Raw genomic sequence first — 26,534 nt, 5'->3', positions numbered from 1 at the left:
GTGCGGGGGCGGCGGGGGCGGACATGCGGGGTCCCTTCCGGTACGGCAGAAAGAGTTGGGTCCGCTCAGGCCGAGTGGGCGAGCGTGGACGGGTCGACGCGGTGGCGGAACGGCAGCCCTGCCGCGTACAGCTGGATCTCGTCGATCGCGGCGTCCGCGAGACGGTGCAGTTCACCGCCGATGGACCCGGCGAGATGCGGCGTGAGCAGTACGTTCGGCAGTTCGTAGAGCGGTGAGTCGGCGGGCAGCACCTGGGGCTCGGTGTGGTCGAGCACGGCGTGCAGCCGGCCGGTCCTGAGCTCCTTGATGAGCGCTTCGGTGTCCACGAGGGAGCCGCGCGCGGTGTTGATCAGGGTCGCCCCGTCCGGCATCAGGGAGAGCCGGGCCGCGTCGAACAGGCCCCGCGTGGCCGGGATCTCGGGGGCGTGCAGGGACACGATGTCACTGCGGAGCGCGAGCGCGTCGAGCTCGCTGAGCTCCACGCCGAGCGCGCGGGCCTCGTCCTCGCCGAGATACGGGTCGTACATCAGGACCCGCAGATCGAACGGCTTGAGGAGTTCCGCGACCCTGCGGCCGATCCGCGAGGCGCCCACGAGACCGACCGTACGCCGGTAGTTGCCGACGTCGGGGAAGAGCGAGAGCAGGGAGACCTGGCGGCGGGTGGAGCGGTAGGCCTGGGCGCCTTCCAGGACGCGCTTGTTCGCGAAGAGGATGGCGGCGAGGGTGTACTCGGCGACGGGCAGCGCGTTGGCGGCGGCGGCCGTGGTGACCGCGATCCCGCGCTGCCAGCAGGCCTCGGTGATGTGGTGCTTGACGCTGCCGGCCGCGTGCACGACCGCCTTCAGACGGGGCATACGGCGCAGTGCGGCGTCGTCGACCGGGGGGCAGCCCCAGCCGGTGAGCAGCACTTCGACGTCCTGCAGACGCTGTCGTGTCCCGCTGCTTTCGTCGGCGAAGTCGGTGACGACCAGGGACGGGTCGACCTCGGCGATGCCTTCGAGCCGGGTGAGCGCCGACGCGCCGAACACCGCCGCCTTGGTCTCCTCGCTCATGGCGAGGACGGTGCGCGGGCGGGCCGCGACGGATGTGGTCACTTGACGGCTCCCGCGGTGAGGCCGGAGCGCCAGAAGCGCTGGAGGGACAGGAACGCGATGATCAGCGGGACGACGGCGACCAGCGAGCCGATGATGACGAGCGGGTAGAGCTCGGGGTGCTGGTAGACGCTCTTCATCAGGGCGTACAGACCGAGGTTGGCCGGGTAGAGCTCTTCGTCGTTGAGCATCATCAGGGCGCTGTAGAAGTTGTTCCAGGACGCCGTGAAGGAGAACAGGAAGATCGTCATGAAGCCGGGCGCGAGCATCGGCAGCGAGACGGAGACGAAGGTGCGCAGCTCGCCGGCGCCGTCCATCCGGGAGGCTTCGAGTACCTCACCGGGTACGTAGCCCTCCGAGAAGACCCGGGCGAGGTAGACGCCGAACGGGTTGACCAGGGACGGGATGAGGACGGCCCAGTAGGTGTTGACCATGCCGACCTCGGAGGCCAGCAGGTACAGCGGCAGCGCGGTGACCGTCGACGGGACGAGCAGGCCGATCAGGACGAAGCCGAACAGCGTGTCCTTGCCGCGGAACTCGTACTTGTCGAAGGCGTATCCGCAGGCGACCGAGATGATCGTGGAGAGCAGCGAGCCGATGACGGTGTAGAGGACGCTGTTGCCGAGCCAGCGCAGATAGATGCCGTCGTTGTACGCGAACAGCTCGCTCAGGTTGTTCAAGAAGTTGAAGTCGCCGAGCGAGAACGGGTTGGTGGCGAACAGGTCCCGGTAGTTCTTCGTCGACGCGATGACCAGCCAGGTCAGCGGCATCAGGGTGTAGAGCGCGAAGACGATCAGGATCGCGTTGACGACGGCTTTGGAGGTGAACTGCCTTGGCCGGCGCGGGCGTCGGGCCTTGCCGGAGGCGGGCGCGGTGGTGAGGGAAGCGGCGGCGGCCGCGGCCGCGGGAGGCGCTGTCTGAGTGCTCATGATTCCTTCCACCGGTTGCCGATCTTGGTGACGACGAAGGACAGCACGCCGGCGATGAGCGCGAGGAGCAGGGAGGCCGCGGCGGCGAGACCGTAGTCATGGCCGTCGAACGCGACGTTGTAGATGTACATGGTGGGAGACCAGTCGACGCCGAGCTCCGTGGCCCGCAGCTGGACCAGTTTGGGGGCGTCGAAGAGCTGGATGGCGCCGACGCAGGTGAACAGGAGCGTGAGGACGACGGTCGAGCGGATCATGGGGATCTTCACCTGCAACGCGGTACGCATCGCGCCCGCGCCGTCGACGGTGGCGGCTTCCAGCGTCTCGCGCGGGATGGCCTGCAGACCCGCGTAGAAAATGATCATGTTGTACCCGATCCACTGCCAGGCCGAGACGTTGATGATCGAGTAGAGCGCCTCGTCCTGGCCGAAGAAGTTCCAGCCGAGGCCGAGGTTCTCGATGACGTCGACGATCGGGCTGATGCCCGGCGTGTAGAGGTAGAGCCAGACCATCGACGCGACCAGACCGGGCACGGCGTGCGGCATGTAGTACGCGATCTGGAAGAACCGCTTCGCACGGGCGAGCGCCGAGTCGACGAGCAGGGCCAGCGCGAGCGCCGCACCGATCATGACCGGGATGTAGATGAGGCAGTACACGGCGATATGGCCGAAGGAGCGCTGGAACGCCGGGTCGCCGAGCGCCTCGGCGAAGTTGCCGAGCCCGGTGAACGACCGCTCCGTGCCGCCGAATCCGAGCCCGGACGACTTCTCCGTGTACAGGCTCATGTAGCCCGCGTACACGATCGGCGCGATGGTGGCGACGGCGAACAGGACGAAGAACGGGATCATGAACAGGGCGGCCGCGCCGCGCTGATTGCGGCGCGCGGACTTGGCGGCGGCCGGCTTGACGGGCTTGAGCGGCTTGGCCGGCTCGGCCTTCGCGGCCGAACCGCTCGGTGGTGCGGGTGACTTGACGCTTGATGCGGCCACCGGCTGACTCCTTCGGGTGGAGGACGGAGGGCCCGGCGTTCCCTGACGGAAACCGGGCCCTCCAGCTGGTGCGGACTGCGGCCCTGCGCCGGCCGCGGCCGGCGCGGGATCAAGAGGCTCTTACTTCGCGAGCTTCAGACCGCGGTCCGTGATCGCCTTCTCGCCCGCCGTCTGACCCTCGGTGAGCATCTTGGTGTGGTCGGCGCCCGCGGCCCCCTGCTTCAGGTTGACCTGCTGGTTCACCGGGCCCCAGGTCCAGCCGGGGACGATGGTGTCCGCGGCCTCGCCGGCCAGCTTGTAGACGTCCTGGCCCTCGAAGTACGACCCGTCGAACTCCTTGGCCGCGACCTCGCGCATGGCCTCGTTGGCGGGCAGCGCGCTGCTCGGCGTCTTCAGGGAGCTGAGACGGGCCTTCATCGCCTCCGGGTCGGTGGTGACCCACTTGATGAACTCGGCGGCCGCCTCGGTGTCGCTGCCCTTGGGCGCGATGTAGGAGGTACCGCCGTACATGCCGGTCGCCGGCTTGCCGTCCCAGGTCGGGATGGGGGCGATGCCCCACTTGCCCTTGGCGTCGGGGTAACCGACGGAGAAACCGCCCGCGCTCCAGGCCGCGCCGATGATGGTGGCGGTCTTGCCGGTGGCGCGCTCCTTGGCCTCGCCCTCGCCCCACAGCGGGGTCTTGGAGGCGAGCCCGTCCTTGAGCAGGTCGTCCCAGTACGTGGCGACCTTCGTGGACGCCGCGTCGGTCATGTTGATCTTCCAGGAGTCGCCCTCGGTGCCGTACCACTTGGCACCGGCCTGCCAGGACAGGCCCGCGAGGAGCGCCGGGTCACCGCCGCCGAAGTTGGTGATCTTGACCTTGGGGTCCATCTTGTTGATCTTCTCGGCGGCCGCACGGTACTCGTCCCAGGTCTTGGGGACCTCGACGCCCGCCTTCTTGAAGATGTCCTTGCGGTAGAACATCTCGATCGGCGTCACGTCGAACGGCACGGCCCAGGTCTTGCCGCCGAGGTTCACCAGGGACTGGATGTTCTCCGGGAACTCGCCCTTGACGTGCTCACCGGCGACCTCGGACAGGTCCTCGAGGCCGCCGGTGCTGGCGTACTCGGGAAGCGCCGAGTAGTCCATCGTCGCCACGTCGGGGGCGTTGCCGCCCTTGACCGCGTTCGAGAGCTTGGTGACGCCCTCGGGTCCGGCGGGGATCAGCGAGAACTTCACCTTGACGTTCTTGTGGGTCTTGTTGAACGCGTCGGCCGTCTCCTTGGCGCCCGAAGTGGCGGACCAGTACGTGATGGTCACCGGCTTGTCGGCGGAGCCGCTCTTGCCGGAGCCCTTGTCGTCGTCGCCACCACCGCAGGCGGTGGCGAAGAGCGCCAGAGAGGCGATCGAAGCGGTGAGGGCTATACGGGACGTACGGGAAGTGCGCGACATTGCACGGCTCCTACGGGACCTCGTACTGCGGCAGACGACTGCCTTGTTGCAGCGGCGGAAGAAGAGGTGAACGAGAGCCATCATTTGGGCCGGACCGATCACCGTCAAGAGCGAACGACCAACTCAATCAAAACGATCGATAAGTTGAGCGTCTGAACGCCCGAGTTCACCCCGTCAGTCCCGCTACGTCCGGTCGAGCTCCGAGCCGCACGAGGTCCGCACCCTCAACTCGGGAAGCAGATCGATGTGTTGGCGAGGGGTCGCCGCCGCCCCGGGGCCGGCCGCAAGCCGGGCCAGGAGCAGCTCGGCCGCCTGCGCACCCACTTCGCGCTTGGCCGGCGCGGCCGCGGTGAGCGGCTGGTCGGCGAGGCTCGCCACTTCGTCGTCGTACGCGACCACGGCCAGGTCCTCGGGGACGCGGATGCCGCGCGCCTGCAGCCGCGGGATCAAGGTCAGCGCGTCGGCGTCGCTGTGGATGAGCACGGCCGTCACCCCGTGGTCGTCGACCAGGTCGCAGAGGTAGCCGAAGGCGCGGTCGAAGTGTTCGGCGTGACTGAGCTCGGAGTCCTCGTCGTACGGCAGCTCGGGGACGCGCTCCAGGCCGAGCGCGTCGACCGCGGCGGCGTGCCCGAACTTCAAGTGCCGTGCCGTGGGGGACTTCTGGAGCACCAGACCGACCTTGCGGTGCCCGAGCGAGGCGAGATGACGTACGGCTTCGGCGGCTCCGTGCCCGTGGTCGGAGCGGACCCGGTCGAGCGCGGCCGCCGGGTGGCCGTGCGGGGCCCAGCGCTCCATCAGGACGGTCGGCACATCGAAGTCGGCCACCCAGGCGCCCTCGGCGCCGCGCGGTGCGCCCTCGTCCCAGTTCGGGGTGAGCAGCAGCCCGTCGGCTCCCGCGCCGATCAGCCGCTTCGCCTGCTCGGCGTCCTCGCCCGGCAGGTAGTTGGTGATCCCGATCGTGAGCCGGGCGCCGTGGGCGTCGACCACCTCCCGCACGCCGCGGATCACTTCCGGGTAGTAGTAGTTGTTCGTCGGCACGACGAGGCCGATGACCAGGCCTTCCGCATCGGGCCCCGAGGCCTGGCGCGGCACCTGTTCGGCGCTGCCCCCGGGCCACACCACGGCGCCGTGCATCCGCTGCAGCCGGCCCTGTGCGGCCAGCGCCTCCACGTCACGGCGCAGCGTCACGGGCGAGACGCCCAGCGCCCGGGCGAGTTCGGCGACGCGGATGCTGCCGCGTTCGCGGACCAGCTCGAGGACGCGTTCATGGCGCTGATCTACATGGAGTCGCATTGGTTCCCCCTGGGTTGCGGCCGGGCAGGACTCCGTAAGCGTATCGATCGGTTGCGATCAAAACGATCCCCCTGGCCATTGACGTCCGGAAACAGGCCTCCCTAGATTCACAGCATGGCGAACTCCGAGGCTCCCGAAACGCCCATAGAGCCCTATACCGGACAACCCGCTCCCTGGTGGCGCAGCGCCGCCATCTACCAGATCTATCCGCGCAGTTACGCCGACGGCAACGGCGACGGAATCGGTGACCTCGCCGGAATCCGCGCCCACCTGCCGCATCTGCGCGAGCTCGGCGTGGACGCGGTGTGGATCAGCCCCTGGTATCCGTCCCCCATGGCCGACGGCGGCTACGACGTGGCCGATTACCGTGAGATCGACCCCATGTTCGGCACGCTCGCCGAGGCCGAGGCACTGATCGGCGAAGCCCATGAACTGGGCATACGGGTCATCATCGACATCGTGCCCAATCACTGCTCGGACCAGCACGACTGGTTCCGTGCCGCCCTCGCGGCGGGCCCCGGCTCAGCGGAACGCGACCGCTTCTGGTTCCGGCCCGGCCGGGGCGCGCACGGTGAACTCCCGCCGAACAACTGGCAGTCCGCGTTCGGTGGCCCGGCCTGGCGCCGCGTGACCGAGCCCGACGGGACGCCCGGCGAGTGGTATCTGCACCGGTTCGCCCCGGAACAGCCCGACTTCAACTGGGACCACCCGGACGTACGCGCCGAGTTCGTCTCCGTCCTGCGCTTCTGGCTGGACCGAGGGGTGGACGGTTTCCGGATCGACGTCGCGGACAACCTGGCCAAGGATCCCTCGCTCCCCGACCACTTCCCCGACCGCCCTGATGCGCCGAGCCCTTGGGCGGACCAGGAGGGCGTGCACGAGATCTACCGGGAATGGCGCCGGGTCCTCGACTCGTACGACCATGAAGCGATCTTCGTCGGCGAGGTGTGGACCCCCGACCCGGTGCGCTTCGCCCGCTATCTGCGCCCCGACGAGCTGCACACGGCGTTCAACTTCCCCTTCTTGCAGAGCCCTTGGGACGCCCGGTCCCTGCGCAAGGTGATCGACGCGACCCTCGCCGAGCACGCCCCGGTCGACGCCACACCCACCTGGGTGCTCTCCAACCACGACACGACCCGGCACGTCACGCGCTACGGCCGCACCGACACCTCGTACGCGCTCGACGGCCGCCGGGTGCACGGCGCACCGGTCGACCTGGAACTCGGCACGCGTCGGGCCCGCGCGGCGGCGCTCCTGACGATGGCGCTGCCCGGCTGCGTCTACGTGTATCAGGGCGACGAGCTGGGCCTCTGGGAGGTCGAGGACATCCCGGCCGAGCTGCGCCAGGACCCCACGTACCAGCAGAGCGGCGGCGAGGACCTCGGACGCGACGGCTGCCGGGTGCCGCTCCCCTGGGGCGACGAGGTCCCGGATCCGAAGGCGTGGCTGCCGCAGCCGGCCGAGTGGGTGGATCTGAGCGTACGGAAGCAGTCCGGCGATCCGGACTCGATGCTCGCGTACTACCGAGAGGCGCTGGCGCTGCGCAGGGAGCACGTCGCCCTGCGCGAGGGCGCGTTCGCATGGGTGCCGTCGGAGCCCGGGGTCCTTGCCTTCACACGGTCGACCGCGGGGCAGCAGCTGACCTGCCTGGTCAACCTGTCGGACGCCCCGGTGCCGCTGCCGGCTGCCGGTGAAGTGCTGCTCTCCAGCGGCCCGTTGGCGGAAGGTGCGGTCCCGGTGGACACCGCGGTGTGGCTGCGGTGAGGTGACGCGGGAGCGCTGTGGGTCCCTGCCCGGCGCAGTGGGCCCCTGCCCGGCGATGAGTTCCTGCCCGGCGCGATGGGCCCCGCCCACAGCACTCCGCGATCGATCTCAGCCGAGCAGCTGCCGCACGCGGCGGCCGGCCGCCGCCACCGGCACGACGAGCGGCACGTCGCTGCGGCCGGCGAGCACCCTTGCGGACTCGGTCAACGGACCGCCGCCGATGACCACTTTGCGGGCCCCGTCCCGGCCGACACTCAGGTCGACGGCCGCCGCGAGCCGTTCGCTCTGCAGCTCGGGCCGGCCCGCGAGGTCCCGCGGATCCCCCTCGGTGCAGCGGATGCCGACGCACCGGTCCGCGAGCCCCAGCGCGTCGATGCGGTCGGCGATCGCCTGCACAAGCCCCGGGGTCGTGGTCACCACGGCGAACGCGGTGTCACCGGCCTCCAGGAGCGCGGCCTCGCCGATGCCCACGACCGGTACGCAGACGGCGGCCCGCAGCTCTTCGATGCCCGGGTCGCCGAACGCACCGACGACGAACGCCGCCGTGCCTTCGGTACCCGTGCGCAGAGCGGCGGCGAGTACCTCCGTGGCGGCGGCACACAGCGCATCGGCCGTCACGATCATCCCGGGTCCCTGGGCGGCGGTGACGGCGCGCACCGCGAGATCGCGACGGGCGGCCAGCTGCTCGCGCAGCATGGCGGCCATCATGTCCGTCGTGGTGGCCGACGTGTTGGGATTGATCAGGACCACGGCGTTCGTACGGTGCACGCCTGGACGCTACCTCAGCGACCGTGGCGGGCCCGGCACTTGAGAAGTGCCGGGCCCGCCACGGTCGAGCAGTGCCGACAGCCAGGTGCTGAACCCTCAGTGAGCCGAGGCCGGAGCCCTGGTCTCCGAGAGCGTCTCGCCCGGTTCCATCGCGTGGGCCACCTCGTCGGCGTCCGCCCGGGCCTTGCCCGTGTGGTTGAAGACGAGGTTGAGCAGGACGGCCGCGACACAGCCGGTGGAGATGCCCGAGTCCAGGATGATCATCGCGGTCTCGGGGAACGCGTGGTAGAACTCCGGCGCCGCGATCGGGATCAGGCCGATGGCGAGGGAGACGGCCACGATCAGGATGTTGTTGTCCTTCTCCAGGCCGGCCTTGGCGAGCGTCTGCACACCGGAGGCCGCGACCGAACCGAAGAGGACCACGCCCGCACCGCCGAGCACCGGCCGGGGCACGGTGGCGATCAGGGAGGCGGCGACCGGCATCAGACCGATCAGGATCAGGAAGCCGCCGCCCACCGCGACGACGAACCGCGAGCGGATCTTCGTCATGGCGACCAGGCCGACGTTCTGCGCGAAGGCGCTGGCCATGAAGCCGTTGAACAGCGGCGAGAGGGCCGAGCCCAGACAGTCGGCGCGCAGACCCGCCGCGATGGTCTTCTCGTCGGCCGGCTTCTCGACGATCTGGCCGAGCGCGAGCATGTCCGCGGTCGACTCCGTCATCGACACGATCATCACGACGATCATCGACACGATGGCCGCTGCGGCGAACTGCGGGGCGCCGAAGTGGAACGGTGTCGGGAAGCCGATGATGTCCGCCTCACCGATGGCGGAGAAGTCGGTGACGCCGAAGGGGATCGCCACGACGGTGCCGATCACCAGGCCGAGCAGGACGGCGATCTGCTTGACGAATCCGCTGGTGAAGCGACGTATCAGCAGGACGATGACAAGCGAAATACCCGCCAGGGCGAGGTACTTCATCGAGCCGTAGTCGTCGGCGGCCGGATTGGGTCCCTGGGCCCAGCCGAAGGCGACGGGCATCAGCGAGACACCGATCAGGGTGATCACGGTGCCCGTGACGACGGGCGGGAAGAAGCGGACCAGCTTGGAGAAGAACGGGGCGGCTATGAAGCCGATCAGGCCCGCGACGATGATCGCGCCGAAGATGATCGGCAGCGCGTCGTCCTTGTCCTTCGTCTGGTCGACGATCGCCAGCATCGGCGCGACACCGGCGAAGGTGACGCCGTTGACGAACGGCAGCCGGGCTCCGATCTTCCAGATGCCCAGCGTCTGAAGGAGCGTGGCGATTCCCGCGGTGAAGAGGGAGGCGCCGGTCAGGAACGTGAGTTCCTTCGCGGAGAGCCCGACGGCGGCTCCCACGATCAGCGGCGGGGCGACCACACCCGCGTACATGGCGGCCACATGTTGGAGACCGCTGGTCATCATTTTGAGAGGGGGGAGCTTCTCGTCGACCGGGTGCTTTTCGGTCATCTGGTCGCGGACGCTCTCGTCCTCTGGCACGGCGACTGCTTTGCGAACCTTGGGCGTTGCTGCCACGGCGGTTCCTCCGGTCGGTTAACGCGTCGCCAGCGACGCGGGTGTCTTGGAGGTCGTACAGATGGTGCAAACGTGCAATTGGTGCAAGTGGTGCGATTCGTGCGCGCTATGAAGTTGTCGGGCAGCGATGTGCGGTCGCCGTACTACGAGAGGTAGACGGTCACCGATCCGGTGGGCGCGGGCGCATGGGCGCGCGCGCCCACCGGTCTCGGCTGCCATGGACCCCGCTCGGGTCCACGGCGACCGGTCGAGGGCCGTCCCCCTCGACCGGACTCCTGGAAAGCCCCGAGGGCTTAGGACCCGGCGGCGATCCGCGCGAGACGCTGGGCCTCGGCGCGGGTGTCACGGGCGATGGCGTCCTCGTCGACGGTGAGCAGTCGGTTGTTCTCGACGATCTGCTTGCCGTTGACGAACGAGGCGGAGACGGGGGCGGCGGCACCGAAGATCAGGGCCGTGACCGGGTCGGCGATGGAGGAGTGGGCGAGGGTGTCCATCTTCCAGAGCACGAAGTCGGCGAGCTTGCCGGCTTCCAGCGAACCGATGTTGTCGGCGCGGCCGAGCACCTGGGCGCCGCCGTAGGTGCCGAGGCGCAGGGCCTGGCGGGCATTCAAAGCCGCTTCCCTGTGCTCGGTGTTGAGGCGGTTGATGAGCAGCGCGTTGCGCAGCTCGGTGTGCAGCTCACCGGACTCGTTGGAGGCGGTGCCGTCCACACCGAGGCCGACCGGGACGCCGGCCTTCAGCATGTCCGGGACGCGGGCGATACCGGCCGCGAGACGGGCGTTGGAGGACGGGCAGTGCGCGACACCGGTCTTCGTACGGGCGAAGGCGGCGATGTCGGAGTCGTTCATGTGGACGCAGTGCGCCATCCACACGTCCTCGCCGAGCCAGCCGGTCGACTCGAAGTAGTCGGTCGGGCCCATGCCGAAGAGCTCGTGGCAGAACTTCTCCTCCTCGACCGTCTCCGAGCCGTGCGTGTGCATGCGCACACCCAGCGAGCGCGCCAGCTCGGCGCCCTGCTTCAGGAGTTCGGTCGATACGGAGAACGGGGAGCACGGCGCGACGGCGACCTGGGTCATCGCGTCGAACGAGGCGTCGTGGTGCTTCTTGACCGTGTCGGCGGTCGCGGCGAGCGCGCCCTCGAGGGTCTCGACGGCGAAGTCCGGCGGCAGACCGCCGTCCTTCTCGGAGCGGTCCATGGAGCCGCGCGCCAGGGTGAAGCGGACACCCATGTCGCTCGCGGCGCCGATGATCGCGCCGGACAGGTCGCCGGAGCCCTGCGGGAAGACGTAGTGGTGGTCCATCGCGGTGGTGACACCACCGCGGGCCATCATCGCGAGGGAGCCCTGCGCGGCGGCACGGGCCATCGGCTCGTCGATGCGCGCCCACGTCGGGTAGAGGGCGACGAGCCAGTTGAAGAGGTTGTGATCGGTGGCCAGACCACGGGTGATCCACTGGTAGAAGTGGTGGTGCGTGTTGACCAGACCCGGGGTCACGAGGTGCCCGGTGGCGTCGATCCGCCGGACCACGTTCTCGAGGTTCTCGGGAGCCTTGCCGGCGCCCAGGGACTCGATCTTGTTGTCCGCGACGACGATGTAACCCGAGGCGTACTCGGTGTCGTTCGCGTCCACGGTCGCGATGGCACAGTTTTCGATAACGATGCGCGAAGCCGCCATGGCGGATCCTCGTTCTTCCTCTTCGGATGTACGAACCCGGGGGCCGAGCGGGGTGACGACCGAGTCCGTGGTGCACGTGCAAACGCCTCGTCGCGTCTGCCCGTTGCGGGTGTTGCGCAGATGCCCCCGCTCCCCTCCTGGCCCCCGGGACCGGATCCTTGTCGGAGGATCCGGCTCCCGGGGTAGACGCCGGCGCACTCGCGTCGGAGGTTGTCGAGGCTCCTGAAGTCCTTGCGGGGACCACAGGTGGGGAACTACAGGTTGGAGAGGTCCACCGGGATCTTCGGCTCGACACCGTCACGCAGGACGGTCGCCTCGATCAGGCCGTACGGGCGGTCGGCCGCGAAGTAGACCTCGTTGTCGTTCTTGAGGCCGAAGGGCTCCAGGTCGACAAGGAAGTGGTGCTTGTTCGGGAGCGAGAAGCGGATCTCGTCGATCTCCGAACGGTTGTTGATGATGCGCGAGCCCATCTGGTACAGCGTCTGCTGCAGCGAGAGCGAGTAGGTCTCGGCGAAGGCCTCGAGCATGTGCTTCTTGGTCTGCTCGTACGAACGCTCCCAGTTGGGCATCCGCTGCTCGTCGTCGGTCCAGTTGAACCGCCAGCGGCTGGACACCTGCGTGGCCAGGATGCGGTCGTACGCCTCCTGGAGCGTCGTGTACTTGTCCTTGACGTAGCCCCAGAACTCCGAGTTGGTGGAGTTCATGACCACGAGGTCCTTCAGGCCCGAGATGACCTGCCACTCGGAGCCGTTGTACGTGATCTCGCTGACGCGGGTCTCCTGGCCCTTGCGGACGAAGGAGTGCTTGACGTCCTCGGAGCCGATGAACTTCGAGTTGGCGTCCGAGGTCTCGATCCGCTCCCAGGAGTATTCCTCGATGCGGATCCGCGCCTGGTGGATCGGGTCCTGGCTGTTCACGAAGTGCCGCGCCAGGTGGATGCCGAACTGCTCGGCCGACTCGATGCCGTACTCCTTGGCGAACGCGTACACCGTGTTCTTGGTGGTGTCGGTCGGCAGGACGTTGGCGTTGGAGCCGGTCAGGTGGACGTCGTCCATCTCGCCCGACAGGGCGACCGAGACGTTCAGGTCCTTGATGTGATGGGTGGCGCCATCCCGCGTGATCTTGACGACGCGGTTCTCGGCCTTGCCGTACTGGTTCTGTCCCAGAATCGTGGGCATGTCTGCTAGCTCCCTCGGTAAACGGAGTAGCCGAACGGGTTGAGCAGCAGCGGTACGTGATAGTGCTCGCCCGGCTTGACGGCGAACGTGATCGCCACCTCCGGGAAGAACGCACCGCTGTCCCGATTCGCGGGGGCGTCCTGCTGGGCTTCGGCTTGCTGGTTTGCGGACTTCTTGGAGAAGTACGCCTCTGTCTCGAAGTCGAGGCGTACGTGGGTCGTACCTTCCGGCAGGGCCGGCAGGTCCTTGCAACGCCCGTCCGCATCGGTGGCGGATCCGCCGAGGGCCACCCAGTCCGCGTCGGAGCCGGCGCGGGCCGCGAGCGAGATGGCGACGCCTTCGGCGGGGCGTCCGATGCTGGTGTCCAGGATGTGCGTGGACACCGAAGCGGTCGTGTCAGTGCTCATTACTACGCTGCTTCCTCTACGAGCCGGGTCAGGCGGATGCGGTTGATCTTGGCCAGTTCGGTGCGGACGATCTCCCGCTCCTGCTCGGCCTCGTGTCCGATCCGTACCTTGATCTGGCCGAGCATGAACTCGGCCGTGGCGCCGGTCGCGCAGATGAGGAAGACGTGACCGAACTTCTCCTGGTACGCCAGGTTCAGTTCGAGCAGTTCCGTCTTGAGCTCCTCGGAGGCGCCGGCCATACCGCGCTGTTCGCGCGCGGAGGTCGGGTCTCCCGGCTTCGGGCGGCCGATCGGCGGGTGCCCCGCCATGGCCTCCTCCAGATCCGCCGCGGTGAGCTCGGCCATGGCGGCGTCGCTCGCGGCGAAGAGGGAGTCGGCATCGGCGTAGGGGCGCTGGGCGAGAACCTTGCTGCCCCAGGCCGAAGAGCTGCACACCTCGTGGAGCTCCGCGGTGGCCGCGGTCTCGTCCGAGGTGTTGAACCGGGTGAGCCCCGGTGTCGTACGCGAAGTCACGGGAAAGCCTCCGTGGCTTGAGTGGCCGGTTTGGGCCGGGGTGTGCTGGACGGGCTGGGGTTCAGCTAAGACCCTCGGCAACACTGCGTCAACACTTTGTTGAAAGGAATTGAACAAAGAGGCCGCCTCCTGAAGATCAGGCGACGGCCTCTTGTGTGTTCGTGCGGCGGGACGTGCACGAGCTTGGTGCGTTCTGCGGGTACGCACTACTCGCTTTTCGTGGTGTTGTCCCTGTTGAGGTAGTTGTACACAGTGAAGCGGGATACGCCTATCGCACCGGCCACGGTCTCCACGCCGTGCCGTACCGAGAAGGCGCCGCGCGCTTCCAGGAGACGTACGACTTCCTGCTTGGACTTGCGGTCGAGCTCCGCCAGGGGCCTGCCGTGCTTGCGCTCCAGGGCCGCCAGGATGTGGTCGAGGGAGTCCGCGAGCTGCGGCAGCCGCACGGCGAGCACATCCTCGCCCTCCCAGGCGAGGACGACATCGTCGTCACCGGCCTCGGCGGGGGCGATGACCCGGGCGCCCATCGCGTCGACCAGCGGCTTCACGGCGCTGACGAAGGGGTGGTCTCTGGGTTCGGTCACTTCTGGTCACCCTCTCCGATCACGTTCACCTGGAGAGAGACCCGGGTGGCGCCCGCGGCCAGGGACTTGCGCAGCAGCGCGTCGACGGCGGCGAGCACCGGCTCGGCGCCGCCCTCCGCGGTGTTGCCGAACGGGCCGACATCGACCGCGTCGAGGTCGGCTGCCTCGATGACCTCACGGGCGGCGACCGCATGGGCCGGTGCCTCGTCGAGGTCGAAGGGCTCGGTCGTGAACTCCACTCTCAATCGCACGCGCATCAACCTACTGGGCTGTACGTGATTTACGGGAGCCCCTACTTGACAGGTGACCAGGCCCTTAGGCACTCTTCCGTCAAGTAGAAAGTAACTTCCGCGATACGGAAGGAGCGCCTACCCCTCATGGGTGTTACGGACCAGCGCTTCAATGTGAACCTCTCGATCCTCTACACGGAACTCCCGCTCCTGGAGCGTCCCGCGGCAGCAGCCGCAGCGGGCTTCACGGCGGTCGAGCTGTGGTGGCCCTGGATCGAGACCCCGACCCCCGACCAGGCCGAGCTCGACGCCCTCAAGAAGGCCATCGAGGACGCGGGCGTCCAGCTCACGGGCCTGAACTTCTACGCCGGCAAGCTGCCGGGCCCCGACCGCGGTGCGGTCTCCGTGCCCGGTGAGGAGTCGGAGAAGTTCCGCGCCAACCTCAAGGTCGCGGCCGACTTCGCCCAGTCTCTCGGCTGCAAGGCGCTCAACGCCCTGTACGGCAACCGCGTCGACGGCGTGGACCCGGCCGAGCAGGACAAGCTCGCCCTGGAGAACCTGGTGCTCGCGGCCAAGGAGGCCGACCGCATCGGCGCGATCCTCCTGATCGAGACCCTCAACAAGCCGGAGTCCCCGCTCTACCCGCTGGTGAGCGCACCGGCCGGTGTCGAGATCGTGGACAAGGTGAACGAGGCCACCGGTCTCGGCAACGCCAAGTTCCTCATGGACCTGTACCACCTGGCCATGAACGACGAGGACCTGCCTTCGGTCATCGAGCGGTACGCGGCCAAGACGGGCCACGTGCAGATCGCCGACAAGCCGGGCCGTGGCGCCCCGGGCACGGGCGAGCTGCCGCTCGAGGACCTTCTCGACCAGCTGAAGAAGGCCGGTTACGAGGGTTACGTGGGCCTGGAGTACAAGGCCCCCGACGCGGCCGCGTCCTTCGGCTGGCTGCCGGTCGAGGCCCGCGCCGCCCGCTGACCCTCGCGGACGGGCGCCTGACCTCTGACGCCCGCGTCACCGCCCGCTGTGCGGGTGGGCGGTACCGCGGGCGACACGTCAACTCATCGACGTACATAAGCTTTTGAGAAAGGCACCATCATGAGCAACCTTCCGAAGATCGCGTGGATCGGCCTCGGCATCATGGGCTCCCCCATGGCCGAGAACCTGATCAAGGCCGGTTACTCCGTCACCGGCTTCACCCTCGAGCAGGACAAGCTCGACCGTCTCGCCGCCGCCGGTGGCAGCGCGGCCGGCTCGATCGCCGAGGCCGTCAAGGACGCCGATGTCGTCATCACGATGGTGCCCGCGTCCCCGCAGGTCGAGGCCATCTCCTACGGCGCCGACGGCATCCTGGAGAACGCCAAGTCCGGCGCGCTCCTGATCGACATGTCCTCGATCACCCCGCAGACCTCGGTCGACCTGGCCAAGGCCGCCAAGGAGAAGGGCATCCGCGTCCTGGACGCCCCCGTCTCCGGTGGCGAGGCCGGCGCCATCGAGGCCGTCCTGTCCATCATGGTCGGCGGCGAGCAGGCCGACTTCGACGAGGCCAAGCCGGTCCTCGATGCCCTCGGCAAGACCATCGTGCTGTGCGGTCCGCACGGTTCGGGCCAGACGGTGAAGGCCGCCAACCAGCTGATCGTGGCGGTCAACATCCAGGCGTGCGCCGAGGCCGTGGTCTTCCTGGAGAAGTCCGGCGTGGACCTGAAGGCCGCGCTCGACGTCCTCAACGGCGGTCTGGCCGGCTCGACCGTCCTGACCCGTAAGAAGGACAACTTCCTCAACCGCGACTTCAAGCCGGGCTTCCGCATCGACCTGCACCACAAGGACATGGGCATCGTCACCGACGCCGCCCGCAATGTCGGTGCCGCGCTGCCCGTCGGCGGCGTCGTCGCCCAGCTCGTCGCCTCGCTGCGTGCGCAGGGCGACGGCGGCCTGGACCACTCGGCCCTGCTCCGCTCGGTCGAGCGTCTCTCCGGCTCGCAGGTCTGAGCCCCGGGCTCGCCACCGAGTGAGCCCCCGGCCTTCCGAAGGCCCCCCAGTCCCCGGTCGGCGGCGGCGCCGACACCTGTCCTGTCGCGCCCAGGCGCCGCCGCCGACCGGAACACCTCTCTTCAATTTCAACAAACTGTTGACGTCCGTTCATGCGCGTACATACGCTCCTGAAATCGCAGACGCAGAAACAGTTTTCGCAGTTTGAGTACGGAAGGTCACGATGTCGAAGCGCGTGCTTACGACCGAGTCCGGCGCCCCCGTCGCCGACAACCAGAACTCCGCCACCGCCGGCGTCGGTGGCCCGATCCTCCTGCAGGACCAGCACCTGCTCGAGAAGCTCGCCCGCTTCAACCGGGAGCGCATCCCGGAGCGTGTCGTGCACGCCCGTGGCTCCGGCGCCTACGGCCACTTCGAGGTCACCGACGACGTCACCGGCTTCACCTCCGCGGACTTCCTGTCCGAGGTCGGCAAGAAGACCGAGACGTTCCTGCGCTTCTCGACCGTGGCCGACAGCCTCGGCGGCGCGGACGCCGTCCGTGACCCGCGCGGCTTCGCGCTGAAGTTCTACACCGCCGAGGGCAACTACGACCTCGTCGGCAACAACACCCCGGTGTTCTTCATCAAGGACCCGATCAAGTTCCCCGACTTCATCCACTCCCAGAAGCGCGACCCCTTCACGGGCAAGCAGGAGGCGGACAACGTCTGGGACTTCTGGGCGCACGCCCCCGAGGCGACGCACCAGGTCACCTGGCTGATGGGCGACCGCGGCATCCCCGCGTCGTACCGCCACATGAACGGCTACGGCTCCCACACCTACCAGTGGACCAACGCCCAGGGTGAGGCCTTCTTCGTCAAGTACCACTTCAAGACGAACCAGGGCATCCGCTCCCTGTCCGCCGACCAGGCCGCCGAACTCGTCGGCAAGGACGGCAACTCGCACCAGACCGACCTGCTGCAGTCCATCGAGCGCGGTGTGTACCCCTCGTGGACGCTGTACGTGCAGCTCATGCCGGCGGCCGAAGCGGCGGACTACCGCTTCAACCCGTTCGACCTGACCAAGGTGTGGCCGCACAGCGACTACCCGCTGCAGCGCGTGGGCCGGCTGGTCCTGGACCGCAACCCGGACAACGTCTTCGCCGAGGTCGAGCAGGCCGCGTTCTCGCCGAACAACTTCGTTCCGGGCATCGGTCCTTCGCCGGACAAGATGCTGCAGGGCCGCCTGTTCGCCTACGCGGACGCGCACCGCTACCGCCTGGGTGTCAACCACACCCTGCTGCCGGTCAACGCCCCCAAGGCGACGGTCGCCAACAACTACGGCCGCGACGGTCTGATGGCCGCCAATGCCCAGGGCCGCGGCGCGAAGAACTACGAGCCGAACTCCTTCGGCGGTCCGGTCGAGACCGGTCTGCCGCTGTCGGCGCCGCTCGCGATCCACGGTTACACCGGCACGCACGAGGCGCCGGCCCACACCAAGGACGACGACTTCTTCCAGGCGGGCGAGCTGTACCGCCTGATGTCGGAGGAGGAGAAGCAGCGCCTGGTCGCCAACATCGCCGGCGGTCTCTCGCAGGTCTCCCGCGACGACATCATCGAGAAGAACATCGCGCACTTCGCCGCCGCCGACGCGGACTACGGCAAGCGCGTGGAAGAGGCTGTGCGCGCCCTGCGCGACTGACCTCTTCACCGAAGCTGTGCCCAGGGTGACGGGAGGTCATCCCCGGGCACCGGCCCGGACCGCGTGCCCGGATGAGGGGTGGCAGGCGGTACGGGAGTCCGCTCCGGCGGACAAGGCCTGTGACCGTGGCGGCGTGTGAGCCAGTGCGGTGGTAAAGGTCCAACGGAACGCTTCTCGACCTGAGGGAAGCGACACCGGGGTCCATTCACACCCGCCACGGTCCCAGCCACAAACATGATCTCCGTCCGGCGGCGCGAACGACCATTTCCCCGCGCCGACCTCGCACCGCTTCGCGGGCTTCGGCCGCCTGCGCCGGCCTCCGGCCGTCGTCCAGAGCAGCCGGCACCCGAAGCCGGTCCCGGACACAGACCCCGTCCGGCGGCGCGAACGTCCTGTCGCGTCAGCCTTGCGCCGTCGGACGGCAACAACTCCTCTGCCAGAGCGCCGAGTACGGACGGTTCCCGTACCCGGCGCTCTTTGCGTTCCGTCCGCGCCATGGGCGATATCACGTGGCCCGCCCGCCCGACGCCTGGCAGGCTGGCCGTATGACGGCGATCGTCCCCGCTCAGGGCGTACGTATGGAATGGCAGGAGCTCCCTGCCGCGGTCCGCGACGCGCTCGAGCGGCAACTCGGCGCCCAGGTCGTCGAGGCGCGGACCCAGAGCGGTGGGTTCTCCCCCGGGATCGCCGCCCGCCTCCGCCTCGCCGACGGCACCCGGGCCTTCGTCAAGGCCGTCAGTGCCGAGGTCAACGCGCGGTCCGTCATCATGCACCGCACGGAGATCGCCCACGCGCGACTGCTGCCGCAGGAAGCCCCGGTCCCCCGCCTGCTCGGTGCGTACGACGACGGCCGCTGGGTCGCGCTGCTCTTCGAGGACATCGAGGGACGCCAGCCTCATGTGCCTTGGGTTCCCGAGGAGTTGGACCGTGTCCTGGACGCGATCGGCCGGTTGTCCGAGGCGCTCACGCCCGCGCCGGCCGGCGCGGCACCGATCCACGAGGAGCCGTTCCAGGGCTGGCGTCTGCTCGCGGCCGCACAGGCGCAGGGCGAGGACGACCTGGCGGACATGGACCCGTGGGCCGTCAGGAATCTGGCGGCCCTCGCCGCGCGGGAGCGGCGCTGCCGCGAGGCCACAGCGGGGGACACTCTCTCGCACGGCGATCTGCGCGCCGACAACATCCTGCTCACCGACGACGGCGCCGTCTTCGTGGACTGGCCCCACGCCTGCCGCGCGGCCCGCTGGTTCGATCTGCTCGTGATGCTGCCGAGCGTCGCGATGCAGGGCGGCCCGGATCCCGAGGCCCTCTTCACGGCACACCCGGTGGCCGAGGGGGCCGACCCCCACGATGTGACCACCGTGCTCATCGGTCTGACCGGCATGTTCCTGGACCAGGCCCGCCGGCCGGCACCGCCAGGCCTGCCCACGCTGCGGCCCTTCCAGCAGGCGCAGGGCGAACAGGCGCTGGCCTGGCTCAAAGTGCGGCTCGGGTCGGGGTCGCCCGCGCTGTGAGCGGGCGCGCGGTCAGATCGGCGGCACCCACGCCGGCGCGGCCCGCTCGCGGCCGCCCAGGCCGCCCAGGGCGCGCTGAATACGGATCGCGTCGACGGATTCGGCGAGGAGTTCGTACTCCGTGGTGTCGTCGCGGGCGATGAAGCGCACCAGGCGGCCGCTGGTCAAGTCGGCGGCCGCACGCGCCTGTTCCGCATCGCTGTCGCGCCAGGCGCGCAGGACGCCCGGCACGTCGGGCGCGTCCCTCGGCAGCGGCACCAGGGCGCCGGCCGGCAGCCGGCCGCCGTCGGGCGTGGGGTCGAGGCGCTCGGCGATCCAGGTCGCGCGCTCGCGCAGCCACCACAGGGCGAGCGGCAGGCTCGGCGCACGATAGGTGCCGAGCGGTACGCCGATCTGCTCGCCGCCACAGATGCCGTACGCGGTCACCTCGCACAGGAACTCTTCATGCATCGCGGACCCCCAACTCCCCGCGGGAAGCGGCATCCGTGCAGGTCAACACTCTGATGCCGTAGGGCTATTGTGCGCTCACGGTGTGTGTCCGAACGAGTTTGCGGCTACACAATGGCCGGATCCCCGCACTCTCCGCAGCCGCGTACGGGCGAACTTCCCTGCTTATCAACCCAGTTGACGGCCAAGGGCACCCCACCTCCCCCGCCTCATCCACTCCATGTGGCTCAAACGCCACCTGGGCGCCGGGAACGCCGAAGCATCGCGTCCGACGTGTGCTCGGCAGCAAGGCCGACCGTGGAGGGCTACGTCCTGGTCGTGCCGGCCGCCTCGCCCCACAAGTCCGTCAAGGACCTGACGGGCAAGGGCGACATCAAGGTCGACGCCGCGGCGGTGCACATCGCGGAGGCGTACAAGCGCGTGGAGGCAGGAAAACTGCGGGCGTTGGCGGCCTTCCCCGCCGAGCGGCACGTGGCCTTCCCCGACATGCCGACGGCCAAGGAGAGCGGCTACGACGTGGTCGTCGACCAGCGCCGTTTCGTCGCCGGACCGGCCGGCATTCCCGCCGACGTACGCGGCAAACTGCGGCGACCGTCGCCGTCGCGGTCGGCCCCGCGGTGGTGCGCTGGTCGCGCCGGGCGAGGACGGAGACGACCGAGGACGCCTGACCCGTCCGGGAACACCGAAGGGGCGGCCCATCCCCCTCCGGATGGGCCGCCCCTCGGATCAGGCGTGATCAGGCGTGATCAGGCCTTCAGCGGCAGGATCGCCGTCGGCGCGTGCCAGTCCTCGGTCGCGATGTCCTCGAACTCCTTGACCGCGCTGATGTCCGCGGTCGGGCTCATCGCGATGTTGGTGACGCGCTCCAGGATCGCCTCGACGACGACCGGCACCTGGTGCTCCTGCGCCAGCTTCTTGGCCTTCTCGAAGGCCTCGGCGAGGTCGGCCGGGTCGGTCACGCGGATCGCCTTGCAGCCGAGGCCCTCGGCGACCTTGACGTGGTCGACGCCGTAGACGCCCAGCTCGGGGCTGTTCTGGTTCTCGAACTCCAGGTTGACCTGGAAGTTGATGTCCAGACCGATCTGCGCCTGACGGATCAGGCCCAGGTAGGCGTTGTTCACGAGGACGTGGATGTACGGGATGCGGTGCTGGGCACCGACCGCGAGCTCCTCGATCATGAACTGGAAGTCGTAGTCGCCGGAGAGGGCGACGACGGGGCTGTCCGGGTCGGCCTTGGCGACACCCAGCGCGGCCGGGATGGTCCAGCCGAGCGGTCCTGCCTGGCCGCAGTTGATCCAGTGGCGCGGCTTGTACACGTGCAGCATCTGCGCACCGGCGATCTGGGACAGACCGATGGTGGTGACGTAGCGGGTGTCCTTGCCGAACGCCTTGTTCATCTCCTCGTAGACGCGCTGCGGCTTCATGGGGATGTTCTCGAAGTGCGTACGGCGCTGCAGCGTGGCCTTGCGGTCCAGGTGCGAGGCGACCCACTCGCTGCGGTCGGGCAGCTTGCCGGCGGCCTTGAGCTCCTTGGCGACCTCGACGAACAGCTCGAGGGCGGCCTTGGCGTCCGAGGCGATCCCGTAGTCCGGGGCGAAGATCTTGCCGATCTGGGTCGGCTCGATGTCCACGTGGACGAACTTGCGGCCCTCGCGGTACACGTCCAGCTTGTAGCCGGTGTGACGGTTGGCCCAGCGGTTGCCGATGCCCAGGACGAAGTCCGACTCCAGGAACGTGGCGTTGCCGTAGCGGTGACCGGTCTGCTGGCCGACCATGCCGGCGTTCAGCTCGTGGTCGTCCGGGATGGTGCCCCAGCCCATCAGGGTGGGCACGACCGGGGTGTTGGTGAGCTCGGCGAACTCGACCAGGAGGTCGGAGGCGTCGGCGTTGATGATGCCGCCGCCGGCGACGATCAGCGGGCGCTCGGACTCCAGGAGGAAGGAGATCGCCTTCTCGATCTGGGCGCGGGTCGCGGACGGCTTGTAGACCGGCAGCGGCTCGTACGTCTCCGGGTCGAAGTCGATCTCGGCGAGCTGCACGTCGATCGGCAGGTCGATGTGGACCGGTCCGGGACGGCCGGAGCGCATCAGGTGGAAGGCCTGCTGGAAGACGCCGGGGACCTGGGCCGGCTCGAGGACCGTGACGGCCATCTTGGTGAGCGGCTTGGCGATCGAGGCGATGTCGACGGCCTGGAAGTCCTCCTTGTGCAGGAGGTGGCTCGGGGCCTGGCCGGTGATCGCCAGGATCGGGATCGAGTCGCCTGCGGCCGAGTAGTGGCCGGTGATCATGTCGGTGCCGGCGGGTCCTGACGTACCGATGGCGACACCGATGTTGCCCGCCTTGGTACGGGTGTAGCCCTCGGCCATGTGGGTCGCACCCTCGACGTGCCGCGCGAGGGTGTGGTCGATGCCACCGACCTCCTGCAGCGCCTTGTAGAAGGGGTTGATCGCGGCGCCCGGCACTCCGAACGCGTCGGTAACGCCCTCGCGCTTGAGGATCTCCACTGCCGCGTGGGCGGCTGTCATTCGAGGCATCGCGTAACTCCTGCGTCCAGGCCGGTCTGCGCCGGTCGGCTATCGGGCGCTTCCGCTACTTTCACAATGCGGAAGTTTTCTTCTGCTATATGGAAGCAATGTAAGAGCAGGCCGAGGGAGGCGTCAAGGCCCTACGGTGCGAGGAACGTGCTCGAATCCCTCCCCAGAGCTTGGTGTTTGGTGGACGATGAGAGGCGCACCGGGTCGTGTTCGTGGGTTCGTACGGGAGGGGGACGCCGATGTCCGGAGGCATTCCGGTGCGCTGTCCGCTCTGCCGGCGCGAGCATCTGTACGCACCGCACGTCTATCCCTGCTCCTGCGGTACGCCGGTCTCGCCGCCGCTTCAGCGCGGCGCGCAGCCCCTCCCCGTCACGTACGTGACCTGGGAGGACGACTGGGTCACCGTCCGCTGCGAGTCCTGCGGTCGGTGTGATCAGTGGCCCCAGCCGGAGCTGGGCTGCGATTGCGGCGCGGTACTCCGCATCCCGGTGAAACCCGCCGCGTCGGGACCTGCGCCGGGTCATGCGCCGCTGCCGCTGCACATCCCGCTGCCGCCGACCGCGCCGGCGCCGCGGCCCGCCTTCCATCCCGTGACGATTCGCACAGCGCGCGACGCGGTGCAGGCCGCCGCGCTGTATCTGCGCTGGCTCGGCTACAAGGACATCCGGCGGGCCGAGCAGCGGGCCTCGTCCGGTGTGGGTCTCATCGCGCCGGGACTGCGTGCGCAGGTCGAGCCGACGACGCGCTCGATGAGCCTGCGCGACATCGAGTGCGTGTGGCTCGCCGCTCTCAACGACTCATCGGTCCCGGTCTGCTTCTCCCTCGCGGGCTATACGGACGACGCCCGCGCCCGCGCCGACGGCCTCGCCCTCCCCCTGTTCGTCCTGGACCTGACGGGCACGCCCCAGCCGGTGAACAGCCCGGCGGACGAACTGATCAGCACGGGCGCGTAGGTCCGTGCCGCGGGCCGCGGTGGAGCTGCGCGGGATCGCCTACGACGCCCAGGAGGCGTACCACGCACTGGCCCGGGTGTACGGAGCGTTGGGGTCGGACGGAGCGTTGGGGTCCGACTGCGCGTTGGGGTCCGGCGGTGCGGACCTGTCCTAGAAGGTGGGCAGGTCCGCCAGCTCGCGGCCCTTGCGGCGTCGTACGTGCCCGCGCCAGCCGGCAAGGAGCGCGAACAGGGTCCACGTCGCCGTGCCGCCGAGCACACTTCCGAGCTGCCCCGAGGAGTCGACCTCGGCGGCCTGCTCCATCGGCACCCTGCCGTCCGGATCGCGCAGGATGTCCAACTCGTCGCCCACGTCGGGGGATCCGGCCCCGCCCCGGTACACCAGCTTCTCGTCGAGCTCCTCGCCCCGCTCGTTGCGCAGGGTCAGCCGGTGCTCCTTGGAGGAGGTGCCGGCGGCGCTGTCCGCCACGACGACCACGCTCTCCCGTACGCCCCGATGCTCGAGGGCCCCGTCGGGCCCGAGCTGTACCGAGCCGACGAGCACGAAGAGCGAGGGCGCGAGCGACAGGACCGCCAGCCACCAGGCACGGTGGAGCAGGATCAGCAGGATGGTGAAGGTGAGGCAGAGGATCAGCCCGACGGTGATCGGGATCCACTCCTTGCCGAAGGTCAGATAGGCGACTGCGGTGTTGCCGGCGGCGGCCGCCCACGCGAAGAGGATCAGTCCGAGCGTTCTGCTCAGCGAGCGCCAGGCACTGACGCCCCGACTCCGCGTTGCGCCCTGCGCCGGACCCGTCCCCGTCGACACGCTCACTCTGATCTCCCCTGCCCGTGGCATCCGTTGTGCCCAGGGGGACGCTACCGGGTGCCAACTTCCGTGGACACAGCGCGTCCCGCGTGCGCCGGACGCGCGGACACGGCCGATACTCGGACCATGCGAATCCGGCAGGCCACAGCGGCCGATCTTCCTCGGCTGCGGGATATCGAGCGGGCGGCCGGCGAGCCGTTCCGCACCGTGGGGATGGCGGCGATCGCCGAGGACGAACCGCCCGCGCTCGACGTACTGGAGGAGTTCCGCCGCGCCGGTCGCGCGTGGGTCGCCGTCATCGCGCCCGAGGACGAACCGGTCGCGTATCTGATCGCGGAACCGGTGGACGGGGCGCTGCATGGGGAGCAGGTGGGCGGGGCGCTGCATGTGGAGCAGGTGTCCGTGCATCCGTCGGTGGCGCGGCGGGGGGTGGGGCGTGCGCTGCTCGACCATGCCGCGGCGTACGCCCGGCGCGCGGGGCTCGGCGCCCTGACGCTGACGACCTTCGCCGAGGTGCCGTGGAACGCGCCGTACTACCGAAGGCTCGGATTCCGGGTGCTCGGCGAGCGGGAACTCGGGCCGGGGCTGCGGAAGATCAGGGCGTACGAGGACGAGCTCGGCCTCGACCGGTGGCCGCGGGTGTGCATGGTCCGGCCCACCGCCCTCTGAAGCGGAAAGAAACCGGGCGGGCCGCTGGTCCGGCCCGCCCGGCCCCCCGTTCGGGAGCCGCCCGCGTTATGAGGCGACGCGTTCGCCGGTGGGCTCGGCGACGACGATCTGGAGGTGGGCGGGGGCGTACTTGCGCGCCTTGCCCAGCATCTGGTTGAGGTCGAACTTGTGGCGCTGCACCGCCACATACAGGGGCGCGGGCATCGCGGGGTGCGCCGGCGATACCGCGGCGCCGGCCGGGAGCATCGCGCGTTCCCGCAGCCGTACGCCGATGAGGGCGTCGCCCTGCGCGGGGGTGGCGACGACGAACTGGGTGACGTCGGTCCAGGGCAGCACCACATTGCCGACCCGCACACCGGCCGCGTCGAACTGGAACAGGATCCGCTTCTGGTCGAACCACTGCGAGATGAACGGGATCGCGGCGACGATCACGACGCCGCCCTTCATGTCGAGCGCCCAGCCGAGGAGTGCGGCCAGCGCCACGATGCCGATGATCGACCCCCAGAGCCCGGCGAGGTCCTGCGGCGAGAAGGGGCGCGTGACCTTGTAGCGCTCCCAGCGTCCGCGGCGCTGATTCGACATGTGGGTCCCCCTGTGACGTGTGGTCGATCGTGCCGCCCCGCGGCGGACGATCACATTCAGGGACGGTAGAGAGTCGGTGCAGGGGCTGGCTTGGACGAATTTGACCTCGCGCCGAAAGCCGCTGGTCAGAGGGCCACGGCGCCTTCCGTCAGGCGCCCGGCGACGATCTGTCCGGGGGTGATGGCGGCGAGGGCGCGGAACTCCCGGTTGAGATGCGCCTGGTCGTAGAACCCGCAGGTGGCCGTGAGCGCGCTCAGATCGACGGCGCCGCGCGCCATGAGCCCGATCGCGCGATGGAACCTGAGCACCCGGCCCGACATCTTCGGGGTCAGGCCGATCTGCTGGGTGAACTTCCGTACGAGGTACCCGTGGCTCCAGCCGATCTCCTGCGCGATCCGGGCGACGGGGATGGTGCCGCCCGACCGTTCGAGCAACTGCCAGGCGTGGGCCACCTCGGGCGCGGGCGCGGGTCCTTCGCCGAGCCGGGCGAGCAGCGCCGCGTCGAGCAGGTCGAAGCGCTCGGCCCAGTCGCGCGCGTGGGACATCCGCTCCACCAGCTCCCCGGCGCGCGGTCCGAGCACGTCCGTCAGCTCGACGACCGTATTGGTCAACTCCCGCATCGGCAGCGCGAACAGGCGGTACGCGCCCAGGGGCGTGAGCTCGAGCCGGATCGCCTCCTGCCCGCCGGGATGGTCCGCGATCCGCGGTCCGTCCTCGAGGCCCGCGATCAGGGACCCGACCACCCGCACCGCGGGCCCGTGCTCGCTCAGGCGGTGCACCTGGGCGAAGGGCTCACCGAGGCTGATCAGGACGACGGCACGACCGGTGGGCACGATCCGCACGCGGAACGGGGTGGCGGCTTCCTCCCAGTACCCGGCGTAGCTGTGGACGTACGGCCGCAACGCGACGGGCCAGGCCCGGCTCACCCGCCACCGATCCCCCACACGCACCATCCGCACCC

General features: G+C 69.2%; 26 protein-coding genes and 1 pseudogene. 9 read left to right on the top strand and 18 right to left on the bottom strand.

The features are described from left to right. Positions 1-65 precede the first annotated feature (65 nt). From G6045_RS23315 to G6045_RS23295, 5 genes are all read right to left on the bottom strand, one after another. Entirely contained in the window at positions 66-1,052 is a 987-nt protein-coding gene (locus tag G6045_RS23315) for a hydroxyacid dehydrogenase (protein WP_165334009.1), read from the bottom strand. Between the two features lie 38 nt (positions 1,053-1,090). Next, a complete protein-coding gene (locus G6045_RS23310; protein WP_165334004.1) occupies positions 1,091-2,020 on the bottom strand; it encodes a carbohydrate ABC transporter permease in 930 nt (309 codons plus the stop codon). Next, positions 2,017-2,865 carry a carbohydrate ABC transporter permease gene (locus G6045_RS23305; protein WP_165334008.1) on the bottom strand — a complete coding sequence of 283 codons (849 nt, stop codon included), beginning with the start codon at positions 2,863-2,865 and terminating at the stop codon, positions 2,017-2,019. Before G6045_RS23305 ends, G6045_RS23310 begins: the two co-directional genes overlap by 4 nt. A gap of 261 nt (positions 2,866-3,126) precedes the next feature. After that, entirely contained in the window at positions 3,127-4,437 is a 1,311-nt protein-coding gene (locus G6045_RS23300) for an ABC transporter substrate-binding protein (protein ID WP_165334003.1), read from the bottom strand. Between the two features lie 183 nt (positions 4,438-4,620). Continuing rightward, complete coding sequence (locus G6045_RS23295; protein ID WP_165334002.1) at positions 4,621-5,730, bottom strand: substrate-binding domain-containing protein; 1,110 nt, start codon at positions 5,728-5,730, stop codon at positions 4,621-4,623. Between the two features lie 114 nt (positions 5,731-5,844). On the opposite strand from G6045_RS23295, the gene G6045_RS23290 reads away from it, so the two are divergent. Further along, positions 5,845-7,494: a glycoside hydrolase family 13 protein gene (locus G6045_RS23290; protein ID WP_165334001.1), complete on the top strand. Its 1,650-nt coding sequence runs from the start codon at positions 5,845-5,847 to the stop codon at positions 7,492-7,494. A gap of 108 nt (positions 7,495-7,602) precedes the next feature. On the opposite strand, the gene G6045_RS23285 is transcribed toward G6045_RS23290, so the two are convergent. From G6045_RS23285 to G6045_RS23250, 8 genes are all read right to left on the bottom strand, one after another. After that, the gene (locus G6045_RS23285) at positions 7,603-8,262 is read right to left on the bottom strand and encodes an aspartate/glutamate racemase family protein (protein WP_165334000.1); all 660 of its coding nucleotides are present in this window, start codon (positions 8,260-8,262) and stop codon (positions 7,603-7,605) included. Between the two features lie 96 nt (positions 8,263-8,358). Continuing rightward, positions 8,359-9,750 (bottom strand): nucleobase:cation symporter-2 family protein, encoded by a 1,392-nt coding sequence (locus G6045_RS23280; RefSeq protein ID WP_165334007.1) that lies wholly within the window; start codon positions 9,748-9,750, stop codon positions 8,359-8,361. 359 nt (positions 9,751-10,109) lie between these two features. Beyond that, entirely contained in the window at positions 10,110-11,489 is a 1,380-nt protein-coding gene (locus G6045_RS23275) for an 8-oxoguanine deaminase (RefSeq protein WP_165333999.1), read from the bottom strand. 254 nt (positions 11,490-11,743) lie between these two features. Further along, positions 11,744-12,667 carry a factor-independent urate hydroxylase gene (gene pucL / locus G6045_RS23270; protein ID WP_165333998.1) on the bottom strand — a complete coding sequence of 308 codons (924 nt, stop codon included), beginning with the start codon at positions 12,665-12,667 and terminating at the stop codon, positions 11,744-11,746. Between the two features lie 5 nt (positions 12,668-12,672). Then, the gene (gene uraH / locus G6045_RS23265; RefSeq protein WP_165333997.1) at positions 12,673-13,074 is read right to left on the bottom strand and encodes a hydroxyisourate hydrolase; all 402 of its coding nucleotides are present in this window, start codon (positions 13,072-13,074) and stop codon (positions 12,673-12,675) included. Between the two features lie 2 nt (positions 13,075-13,076). Continuing rightward, on the bottom strand, positions 13,077-13,586 hold the full coding sequence (gene uraD / locus G6045_RS23260) for a 2-oxo-4-hydroxy-4-carboxy-5-ureidoimidazoline decarboxylase (RefSeq protein WP_165333996.1): 510 nt from the start codon (positions 13,584-13,586) through the stop codon (positions 13,077-13,079). A 206-nt stretch (positions 13,587-13,792) separates the two neighbouring features. Next, on the bottom strand, positions 13,793-14,170 hold the full coding sequence (locus G6045_RS23255) for a helix-turn-helix domain-containing protein (protein WP_165333995.1): 378 nt from the start codon (positions 14,168-14,170) through the stop codon (positions 13,793-13,795). Beyond that, positions 14,167-14,421: a hypothetical protein gene (locus tag G6045_RS23250; RefSeq protein ID WP_165333994.1), complete on the bottom strand. Its 255-nt coding sequence runs from the start codon at positions 14,419-14,421 to the stop codon at positions 14,167-14,169. The genes G6045_RS23255 and G6045_RS23250 overlap by 4 nt, the downstream gene beginning before the upstream one ends. A gap of 126 nt (positions 14,422-14,547) precedes the next feature. On the opposite strand from G6045_RS23250, the gene G6045_RS23245 reads away from it, so the two are divergent. The 4 genes from G6045_RS23245 to G6045_RS23230 all read left to right on the top strand — a co-directional run bounded on the left by G6045_RS23245 (position 14,548) and on the right by G6045_RS23230 (position 19,581). Further along, positions 14,548-15,381, top strand: coding sequence for a TIM barrel protein (locus tag G6045_RS23245; protein WP_165333993.1), 834 nt, complete (start codon positions 14,548-14,550; stop codon positions 15,379-15,381). A gap of 120 nt (positions 15,382-15,501) precedes the next feature. Beyond that, positions 15,502-16,392: a 2-hydroxy-3-oxopropionate reductase gene (locus G6045_RS23240; RefSeq protein ID WP_165333992.1), complete on the top strand. Its 891-nt coding sequence runs from the start codon at positions 15,502-15,504 to the stop codon at positions 16,390-16,392. A 223-nt stretch (positions 16,393-16,615) separates the two neighbouring features. After that, positions 16,616-18,070 (top strand): catalase, encoded by a 1,455-nt coding sequence (locus tag G6045_RS23235; RefSeq protein ID WP_165333991.1) that lies wholly within the window; start codon positions 16,616-16,618, stop codon positions 18,068-18,070. A gap of 545 nt (positions 18,071-18,615) precedes the next feature. Then, entirely contained in the window at positions 18,616-19,581 is a 966-nt protein-coding gene (locus G6045_RS23230; RefSeq protein ID WP_165333990.1) for an aminoglycoside phosphotransferase family protein, read from the top strand. Positions 19,582-19,593: 12 nt separating this feature from the next. Here G6045_RS23230 and G6045_RS23225 read toward each other — a convergent pair whose 3' ends face one another. Further along, positions 19,594-20,031 carry a hypothetical protein gene (locus tag G6045_RS23225; RefSeq protein WP_165333989.1) on the bottom strand — a complete coding sequence of 146 codons (438 nt, stop codon included), beginning with the start codon at positions 20,029-20,031 and terminating at the stop codon, positions 19,594-19,596. 111 nt (positions 20,032-20,142) lie between these two features. Here G6045_RS23225 and G6045_RS42420 point away from each other — a divergent pair. Next, positions 20,143-20,607, top strand: a pseudogene (locus G6045_RS42420) (tripartite tricarboxylate transporter substrate-binding protein); the annotation flags it as partial. Between the two features lie 167 nt (positions 20,608-20,774). Here the strand turns inward: G6045_RS42420 and gcl are convergent. Next, complete coding sequence (gene gcl / locus G6045_RS23215) at positions 20,775-22,562, bottom strand: glyoxylate carboligase (RefSeq protein WP_206344080.1); 1,788 nt, start codon at positions 22,560-22,562, stop codon at positions 20,775-20,777. Between the two features lie 239 nt (positions 22,563-22,801). On the opposite strand from gcl, the gene G6045_RS23210 reads away from it, so the two are divergent. Together G6045_RS23210 and G6045_RS23205 are read left to right on the top strand one after the other, a co-directional pair. Next, positions 22,802-23,515: a hypothetical protein gene (locus G6045_RS23210; protein WP_165333987.1), complete on the top strand. Its 714-nt coding sequence runs from the start codon at positions 22,802-22,804 to the stop codon at positions 23,513-23,515. A gap of 4 nt (positions 23,516-23,519) precedes the next feature. Further along, entirely contained in the window at positions 23,520-23,669 is a 150-nt protein-coding gene (locus G6045_RS23205) for a hypothetical protein (protein ID WP_165333986.1), read from the top strand. On the opposite strand, the gene G6045_RS23200 is transcribed toward G6045_RS23205, so the two are convergent. Then, positions 23,666-24,328, bottom strand: a complete 663-nt coding sequence (locus G6045_RS23200; RefSeq protein WP_328707873.1) for a hypothetical protein — start codon at positions 24,326-24,328, stop codon at positions 23,666-23,668. The genes G6045_RS23205 and G6045_RS23200 overlap by 4 nt on opposite strands. Before the next feature lie 120 nt (positions 24,329-24,448). Between G6045_RS23200 and G6045_RS23195 the strand changes: the two genes are divergently transcribed. Further along, a complete protein-coding gene (locus G6045_RS23195; protein WP_165333985.1) occupies positions 24,449-24,991 on the top strand; it encodes a GNAT family N-acetyltransferase in 543 nt (180 codons plus the stop codon). A 66-nt stretch (positions 24,992-25,057) separates the two neighbouring features. On the opposite strand, the gene G6045_RS23190 is transcribed toward G6045_RS23195, so the two are convergent. Together G6045_RS23190 and G6045_RS23185 are read right to left on the bottom strand one after the other, a co-directional pair. Further along, positions 25,058-25,573 (bottom strand): hypothetical protein, encoded by a 516-nt coding sequence (locus G6045_RS23190; RefSeq protein ID WP_165333984.1) that lies wholly within the window; start codon positions 25,571-25,573, stop codon positions 25,058-25,060. Between the two features lie 125 nt (positions 25,574-25,698). After that, positions 25,699-26,532: a helix-turn-helix domain-containing protein gene (locus G6045_RS23185; RefSeq protein ID WP_165333983.1), complete on the bottom strand. Its 834-nt coding sequence runs from the start codon at positions 26,530-26,532 to the stop codon at positions 25,699-25,701. Positions 26,533-26,534 lie beyond the last annotated feature (2 nt).

This window comes from Streptomyces mesophilus (genome assembly GCF_011044995.1).
In the GTDB taxonomy this organism is placed as follows: domain Bacteria; phylum Actinomycetota; class Actinomycetes; order Streptomycetales; family Streptomycetaceae; genus Streptomyces; species Streptomyces mesophilus.
Note: the sequence above shows the minus strand (reverse complement) of the source record. Positions and strands in the feature narration are given on the sequence as shown.

Coding starts and splice junctions, on each gene's coding strand:
- G6045_RS23290 (WP_165334001.1), top strand. CDS start 5,845: ATGGCGAACTCCGAGGCTCCCGAAACGCCCATAGAGCCCTATACCGGA.
- uraH (WP_165333997.1), bottom strand. CDS start 13,074: ATGAGCACTGACACGACCGCTTCGGTGTCCACGCACATCCTGGACACC.
- G6045_RS23280 (WP_165334007.1), bottom strand. CDS start 9,750: ATGACCGAAAAGCACCCGGTCGACGAGAAGCTCCCCCCTCTCAAAATG.
- G6045_RS23295 (WP_165334002.1), bottom strand. CDS start 5,730: ATGCGACTCCATGTAGATCAGCGCCATGAACGCGTCCTCGAGCTGGTC.
- G6045_RS23230 (WP_165333990.1), top strand. CDS start 18,616: ATGACGGCGATCGTCCCCGCTCAGGGCGTACGTATGGAATGGCAGGAG.
- G6045_RS23305 (WP_165334008.1), bottom strand. CDS start 2,865: ATGATCCCGTTCTTCGTCCTGTTCGCCGTCGCCACCATCGCGCCGATC.
- G6045_RS23240 (WP_165333992.1), top strand. CDS start 15,502: ATGAGCAACCTTCCGAAGATCGCGTGGATCGGCCTCGGCATCATGGGC.
- G6045_RS23300 (WP_165334003.1), bottom strand. CDS start 4,437: ATGTCGCGCACTTCCCGTACGTCCCGTATAGCCCTCACCGCTTCGATC.
- G6045_RS23225 (WP_165333989.1), bottom strand. CDS start 20,031: ATGCATGAAGAGTTCCTGTGCGAGGTGACCGCGTACGGCATCTGTGGC.
- G6045_RS23245 (WP_165333993.1), top strand. CDS start 14,548: ATGGGTGTTACGGACCAGCGCTTCAATGTGAACCTCTCGATCCTCTAC.
- G6045_RS23195 (WP_165333985.1), top strand. CDS start 24,449: ATGCGAATCCGGCAGGCCACAGCGGCCGATCTTCCTCGGCTGCGGGAT.
- G6045_RS23315 (WP_165334009.1), bottom strand. CDS start 1,052: ATGAGCGAGGAGACCAAGGCGGCGGTGTTCGGCGCGTCGGCGCTCACC.
- G6045_RS23210 (WP_165333987.1), top strand. CDS start 22,802: ATGTCCGGAGGCATTCCGGTGCGCTGTCCGCTCTGCCGGCGCGAGCAT.
- gcl (WP_206344080.1), bottom strand. CDS start 22,562: ATGCCTCGAATGACAGCCGCCCACGCGGCAGTGGAGATCCTCAAGCGC.
- G6045_RS23235 (WP_165333991.1), top strand. CDS start 16,616: ATGTCGAAGCGCGTGCTTACGACCGAGTCCGGCGCCCCCGTCGCCGAC.
- G6045_RS23310 (WP_165334004.1), bottom strand. CDS start 2,020: ATGAGCACTCAGACAGCGCCTCCCGCGGCCGCGGCCGCCGCCGCTTCC.
- G6045_RS23190 (WP_165333984.1), bottom strand. CDS start 25,573: ATGTCGAATCAGCGCCGCGGACGCTGGGAGCGCTACAAGGTCACGCGC.
- pucL (WP_165333998.1), bottom strand. CDS start 12,667: ATGCCCACGATTCTGGGACAGAACCAGTACGGCAAGGCCGAGAACCGC.
- G6045_RS23275 (WP_165333999.1), bottom strand. CDS start 11,489: ATGGCGGCTTCGCGCATCGTTATCGAAAACTGTGCCATCGCGACCGTG.